We start from the raw sequence: 6653 nt of genomic DNA on the forward strand, positions 1-6653 counted from the left end.
GCCTCTTCGTGTTGCAAGTGGTGAAAAATTAGGCGCAACAGCCCGGCATTCAGGCACCTTAATGTGCTTTTAGCGACATGGTGCGGGGAGGTATTGTCGCTTTTTGACATTCTGAAGGCCGTCACTACCTTCTGCACTGCAGCAACAGCAGGGAGCATCCCAATCCATGATATCACCCGTTCGTACCGCAATCTTTCCCGTCGCTGGGCTTGGGACACGGTTCCTTCCCGCGACCAAGGCCACACCAAAAGAGCTGCTGCCCGTGATCGACACGCCGCTGATCCAATACGCGATTGATGAGGCGCAAGAAGCAGGAATCGAGCGGATGATCTTTGTCAGCCACCCGTCGAAGTCAGCGATCGAACGGCACGTGATGGATGACGCAAAATTGCGCGCTGATCTGAAGGCGCGGGGCAAACCGCAATTGGCACGTGATCTACAAGAGGCTTCTTTCTGTCCACAAACCGACGATGTCGTTTTCACGATGCAGCATGATCCGCTGGGATTGGGGCACGCAGTATTGTGCGCACGCGACTTTGTCTTGCCCGGCCCCGTTGCCGTGCTTTTGCCTGATGACCTGATCCTCGGGCAGGGCTGTCTTGCCGAAATGGTCGCGGCGTACCAAGAGTGCGCTGCTGGTCATATGGTTGCTGCGATGCAGGTTCGTCCGGAAGACACCCGAAAATACGGCATCCTGTCAACGACCGGTCGTCAGGCAGGCCAAATGATCAAAGCGGATGGGATCGTCGAAAAACCCAGCCCCGACGTCGCCCCCTCATGTGAGGCCGTGGTTGGTCGCTATGTGCTTGATGCGTCCATTTTTGACGACTTGGCCAATCAAGATCCTGGTGCGGGTGGCGAAATCCAACTGACAGATGCGATTTCGCGCGGTATCGATCGTGTTGGTCTGGCAGGTTTTCGGTTCAGCGGTCACCGTTATGATTGCGGATCCAAAGCCGGTATGCTGCGAGCGATTTTGCATTTGGCGACGCATGATCCCGAATATCACGACGTTCTAGAAGAACATGGACTACGACAATCATCTGCCAAGGCCGCGTGAGCAGAGCATTGATCGATTGCAGCTTGTTGGTTGTGCTATCTGCTTGGCCCAATCGAGCATTTGGCCAATCGCAGAGTGGAGCGCATGGTAGAACGTGCCCTTTGCACACTGACACTTTAGTCGGACCCGCTCAGCCTTTGGTTTCGGCCAGAATGTCGTAAAGTTGTTGGAGGCGAGTACCGACAACACCTTCCAGTCCTTTGTTCAGAATATTTCTATATTTTATAAGAATTTGCAAACAATGTGCTTGATCATTGGTACTGGTGGGCGTCATAAATGGACCACAAAATGGACCATAATTATGCCAAAAAGGTTGGTTGATTGTTGCTATGGCGCGATACAAGTTAAACGATGCATTTTGTAAGGCCGTAGCAGAGGTCAAAGATCACCAAGACGGTGCAGGTTTGGTTCTGCGTGTCAACGCAGGTGGGTCGAAGCAATGGGTTTATAGATACCAAATCAACAAGCGAAGGACGTCCATGGGGCTTGGGTCTTATCCGGCAGTAGGTCTCAAGCAGGCACGTCAGTTGCGAGATAATGCCGAGGTGCACGTTAAGCAAAAAATCGATCCACGTCAGGAAAGAGAACGACAACTTAGACGCGGTGCAAAATTGAAAGATGTCGTTGAAGAATATTTCGTAACCAAGGAAGACGTGCTCAAGCTGGGAAGGCAATGGCTATCGCCGTTCCAGCATGTGCTTCCTAAATTAGGTGAAAAACCTGTCGATGCAATCACCAAAGATGATCTCATTCGAACGTTTGAGCCAATTTGGAAAAGCAAGTATCCAACGGCGCTCAGAGCGATGAATCGGCTTAACCAAGTATTGATGTACGCTGCTGGTCAAGACGATGAATGGGACATCGACACTACCGTTGTTCCAAAGGCTAAAGCCCGCTTGGGTCAAGTGAAGCACGATGTCAAAAACCACCAGGCGCTTCCTTGGCAGGAACTTCCAGAACTATGGTTGTCGTTGGATCAATCGACCACGCATACCGCCCTGAAATTTTACATTCTGACCGTCGTTCGTGTTTCCAATGTTACCTATGCCGAATGGGATGAATTCGACAAAAAACTGACTCTTTGGTCGATCCCGGCTGAACGAATGAAAACGTCAAAGCCGTTTCAGGTTCCGCTAGTATGGCAGGTCCGTTCTCTGCTCGGCAAGCGTGGTAAAGGTCTTGTTTTTCCATCTTACAGCGCTCGGAAAAGGGGCGTCGTCAGCGAGAACACTTGGAACAAGCATTTTAGGTCAAGCGGATGGGCGACCACCTCTCATGGCCTGCGGTCGACCTTTCGAGACTGGTGTGCCGAAACCAAAACTTGCGATGATAAGCTTGCAGAACTCTGTATCCAACACGAAACCGCGAAAGGTAACAAGGTTGCCCGCGCATATTATCGGTCAGATATGTTGGGCGCGCGCCGTGAAGTCATGAATAAGTGGGCAGACTTCGTCACTTCGAAAGCACAAGCTGTCTTGGACACAAATGCCCGGCGGGCACAATCTGTCGAAGCTTTGGACTTACCAATTGAAGCAGGGCAACGCGGAAACGCGCGGACCCGTCGGGAGGTTGAGGAGTGGGCGAGAGGTGACGTATTCGATGATACATAGTTCGGTCCCCAGAAGAAAAATTCAAAAATTTGGGTGATCGATACGGATTGGCTCCGAGGGAAGCAACATTGATAACAGGTACCGAGTACGTTGCGAACCTTGAGCTTGACATACTAACCGCCCACGGCAGCGGAGGGCATTCGGATTACGACGACGTACCTTGGCCTTGGGACCCTAGTCCTCAGCGATAGTTCGGCCAAATTGGTGAACAAATTGCGCAGAGCTTAACATAATTCTGATGTAAGAAAGCGCTGTCTCCCGAAGACAAAGGTTTGCTATATTTTTAAGGTAAAAAATCATCCACTTGCACGTCGATATCCAGAAGTACGCACCCAGAATATACAAAAAACGCAATGTTGCACAACATGCACAGCCCAAGCTTTACTCGCAAGATCAAGCTACCCAAAGGATGTGCTAGGTCATGTAGTAGATCTATACCAATCACACATAATGTGTGTGAGATGGCATTATCGTGCGCATTGATATGAACGCTTAGCGCGTCCGACCGTCGCGATGATCCGGCTCGCGTCTTTCTTAACCACACCGAGCTTAATCTTCGAAGCGGATATTGGAGAAGTTGAGGCGGTCTTTATCAACACAGGAATGCAGTCCTTACCCAGCGCCCTTGCAGACGGGACCCGCAGCATTGCTGCTCCCTTGCTTCGTGCGTCATCGGCTACCGACTGGCAAAACGAGTAGCCGGATGTGCTGGTCTTGGTCATTTTTGCGTGGTCGGCCAAGCACCTCATAAAGTCCAAGACCGGACCCTTTACGGAGGTTTTGTACAGAATGAAATCCGATTCCCAATCTGACTTCGTTGGATGGTTTTTCACAAACCAGTTGTAGAAATGATAACCGACCTCAACGTAACAAGTCGTTTTCAAAGGCGCAGTATACATTACTGGCTTTGCGCCATCTGTGTAGCGAGAATAGCTGCCTGCTTTCCATACTTCCACGAAATTGCGAAGAGCTTCCTGAACCGGTGTTGCTCGAAGAGGACCGGATCGGGGATTTGCACCGGGATAGGACGCTCTGCGGCTAACTTTTGGTGGTCTCTTGTCCAGAGAAATTCGCTGAACAAACCTGCTTAGGTGTCTTTTTGAAACGCTTTTCAACTATGGCCCCTCCATAGCTCGGGCCAACTGCATCAATGCCAAAACTTGGCCTTCACCTAAGAATTCCTTCGGAGTTCTATTCCCCAAATCGTCTATGGGAGTGTCAAACCACGCGGCTTGTCCGGCAGGGTCGTTTTCTCCGTAGATCGCATCAAGGGTAAGTTGAATCTCATGAATAAGGTCACACCGAAGCTCAACATCCATTGAACCTGTGCCTTCATGAATCTCCCTCCACACACTGTCAGATGCATCGGGGAAACCAAAAAATAGTGCTCTGTGCTCCGCAGACAACTGCCACTCGTCGAAAAGGCCTTCGACGTACTCAAGCTTGCGGCCAACAAACAACCTGTGACGTTCCAGCCGGAAATCATGGATCACTTGCTCACAATCCGCCAAGTCATTGTCATCGTTCTTGCGAAAAGCGTGCAGATTGACCCCCCGCTCTCTTTGTCGTTCACACTGGCGGAGAACGCCTTCAATCGCGTAGCCGCTCCAAAGAATTCTAAGCCCTGCCTTCACATCGGCATCGTCGCAAAAGCTTGTAAGAATTCGAAAACCCGCAAGGTTGCCGCTATCTGTATCGATGTCGCTACGCCCCAAGGCGGCAAGGTTTCTTACGCCATCCAACCTATTGTCCACAATCAGAATGTCGTCTTCGGTCGCTTGCTTGAGGTACGGCTTAGCCTTGCTTAGCGCCGAGAACTTTTTGGGAGAAATGTTGTTTGCCGAGCAAAGGCGAACAATGGATTTGAGTTCAGGCAAGTTGTCATCAATTGCATACGCAACCTGTTCGAGTGGACTCCTACCCAAATTGTCATACATTCCAAAGTCTAACATTATCCCACCCTCACCATCGTCCCCGGAAAATCGATTCTAACATTTGTTCTTGTTGCCGCGATTGTATAACTTTGATCAGCATGCGGCGTAAGACCGTACGCATCGCATATGTCAGACACCACGGAAAGACCTATACCTTTGCCCGAAATATCTGGCGCGTTCGGCCCTCTGTGCCCAAAGCGCCACATCATTTCTAAGTCATGCGCTTCCAATTCCATAGAATTGTTGGATACAACCAAACTGCAAAATTTACCCCTTTCTTCCCATCTACATGAGATATCGCCTTTCAGCACGGAGTACTTTGCGGCGTTTGAAATTAAGTTTGAAAGCAAGAGACCTAGGTCGGTCTCATGTATTTTCACGCCAATCTCTGTAGGTGCAATAAGGCCGTTAAAAACGACTTGGGAGGGAGGGTAGTCTGCTAGTGCTAGATGAGAGGACTCTAGGAAAACTTCGTTTAAATCAATATATGTACAGGTCTTCGCACGTTTTCCTACCGCCTCCGAGAAAGTTTCTCTCTCGACAGTATCTCGGGCGGATGAAAGCCCGGCAATAGCATCGTTCAGTATATCCAGTGCACGCCCTGACAGCATTCGGCGCTGGCCAGAGATTGCCTCTTGAATCTGTTTCACTCGCCCTGCTGCGTCGTTGATTTGTCTGCTGACTTCGTGGCCAATCTTGTGCCGCTGTCTAAGCATCTCTTTGTTACCTTCGAGCGCGATATAGAGAATGTTCGAAAGCACTCGCTGCAAATGAATTAGACAATTTACCTCCATTGACTTTATGTCGAAATCATTCTGCGAATGCACAATGACTGCACCAATCAATTCGGTCTTGCCTTTTTCGCGGAGCGGCAAAAATAACATTTTTCCACGTTGAGGTGTCAGCTTGTTTTTTTCAAGCTCGCTTCTCCATGCCGAAAGCGCTGGGTCGCCACAATCCAAATAGAGAAAATGATCCAAGCGCTTTGCAAGCATCGCGCGCTCAAAAGTTGAACCCGCTGAATCGATGGAAATCGTGCGTGCCTTGCTTTTCAAGTCAGAGCGATTGAATGTGTCGATAAGAACGATTTCTGTGGGCTCCGTCTCGTCCCTCAACCAAAATGAACCAGAGTCTGCGCCAAAGTGTTCGATTAGCGTTAATAGTGGAAAGTCTTTGATAGGGTCGCGAGACGTGATCGCTTCAATGAAATTCAGGGAAGGCGGGTATGAACCATTTGTTGTTAAAGGCATGGCATTACATGAGCAACCGTCATCAATAATTCAGGCGACCATACCAAGTGAGCAACGTTGTGTCACCATACAGAATGTTCCCATGTCAAGATGAACCCCAACTTCGCCTGCGGTTCGCTTACAGGTACCTGACGCTATGGAAATCTTAAGGCCTACCCGCGCCTCTGGTCCCCAGACTTTTCTCATACCCTGCGAGTGTTTTGACACATTTCGTTGGCTTGGAAACGGACATGACGCGGCAACCTCGGCAAAACATCAGGCAAGATTGGCCAACCTAGCTTTGAGGTTAGCGACAGTCGATGCATGCCACACACCGCCGCGCGCCGTTTTGATGCCGCGTTTGTTCAGTTCGAAGGCTTGAGCGCTCAAAGTCAGAAAGCCGGATGAGTTTAAATCGTCTATAACTTCTTTTAAGTCCTTTGCTCTCTCGTCAGCATGTTCGCGCTGCTTTTGACAGGCAGCCGAATTTCCCTTTTCAGCCCTTCGGATTGCTGCTGCACCGTTAGGATTTCCCAGTTTCATGCCCCGGGCTTTGCATGCTGCGAGAGACGCCTTCGTGCGAGCGGAAATCGCTTTTGCTTCTTCTTGTGCAACGAGAGCCAAAACTCCGATAGTAAGTGGCGTTGCCCCTGCATTGTCACATGCTACGAAATCGACACCGGAGTCTTGTAGGTTCAGAAGAAAAGCCGCGTTCCTGCTAAGCCGATCAAGCTTGGCAATCACTAGGGTCAGGACCCATTGATTTCCGGGCGACGGCGTGATTCACGGTTCGAAAAACGAGTGGTGAACATGTCTGGTC

The 6653-nt window shown here is 50.1% G+C and carries 6 protein-coding genes and 1 pseudogene; 2 read left to right on the forward strand and 5 right to left on the reverse strand.

Translation table 11 applies throughout. From position 1 onward, the window contains the following. Positions 1-166: 166 nt before the first annotated feature. Both Q1A44_RS21320 and Q1A44_RS21325 read left to right on the forward strand, forming a co-directional pair. Positions 167-1060, forward strand: a complete 894-nt coding sequence (locus Q1A44_RS21320; protein WP_299629347.1) for a UTP--glucose-1-phosphate uridylyltransferase — start codon at positions 167-169, stop codon at positions 1058-1060. 329 nt (positions 1061-1389) lie between these two features. Further along, entirely contained in the window at positions 1390-2670 is a 1281-nt protein-coding gene (locus tag Q1A44_RS21325; protein ID WP_299629349.1) for a site-specific integrase, read from the forward strand. 467 nt (positions 2671-3137) lie between these two features. Here the strand turns inward: Q1A44_RS21325 and Q1A44_RS21935 are convergent, their stop codons facing one another. The 5 genes and pseudogenes from Q1A44_RS21935 to Q1A44_RS21345 all read right to left on the reverse strand — a co-directional run. Continuing rightward, complete coding sequence (locus tag Q1A44_RS21935; RefSeq protein WP_366942623.1) at positions 3138-3626, reverse strand: RES family NAD+ phosphorylase; 489 nt, start codon at positions 3624-3626, stop codon at positions 3138-3140. Between the two features lie 159 nt (positions 3627-3785). Further along, entirely contained in the window at positions 3786-4622 is an 837-nt protein-coding gene (locus Q1A44_RS21330) for a hypothetical protein (RefSeq protein ID WP_299629351.1), read from the reverse strand. Further along, entirely contained in the window at positions 4622-5854 is a 1233-nt protein-coding gene (locus Q1A44_RS21335) for an ATP-binding protein (protein ID WP_299629353.1), read from the reverse strand. Before Q1A44_RS21335 ends, Q1A44_RS21330 begins: the two co-directional genes overlap by 1 nt. A gap of 255 nt (positions 5855-6109) precedes the next feature. Next, positions 6110-6376, reverse strand: a complete 267-nt coding sequence (locus tag Q1A44_RS21340) for a hypothetical protein (RefSeq protein WP_299629359.1) — start codon at positions 6374-6376, stop codon at positions 6110-6112. Positions 6377-6385: 9 nt separating this feature from the next. After that, positions 6386-6577 (reverse strand): annotated as a pseudogene (locus tag Q1A44_RS21345) (recombinase family protein); the annotation flags it as partial. Positions 6578-6653 lie beyond the last annotated feature (76 nt).

Origin of the sequence: uncultured Tateyamaria sp. (assembly GCF_947503705.1) — a bacterium.
Lineage (GTDB): Bacteria > Pseudomonadota > Alphaproteobacteria > Rhodobacterales > Rhodobacteraceae > Tateyamaria.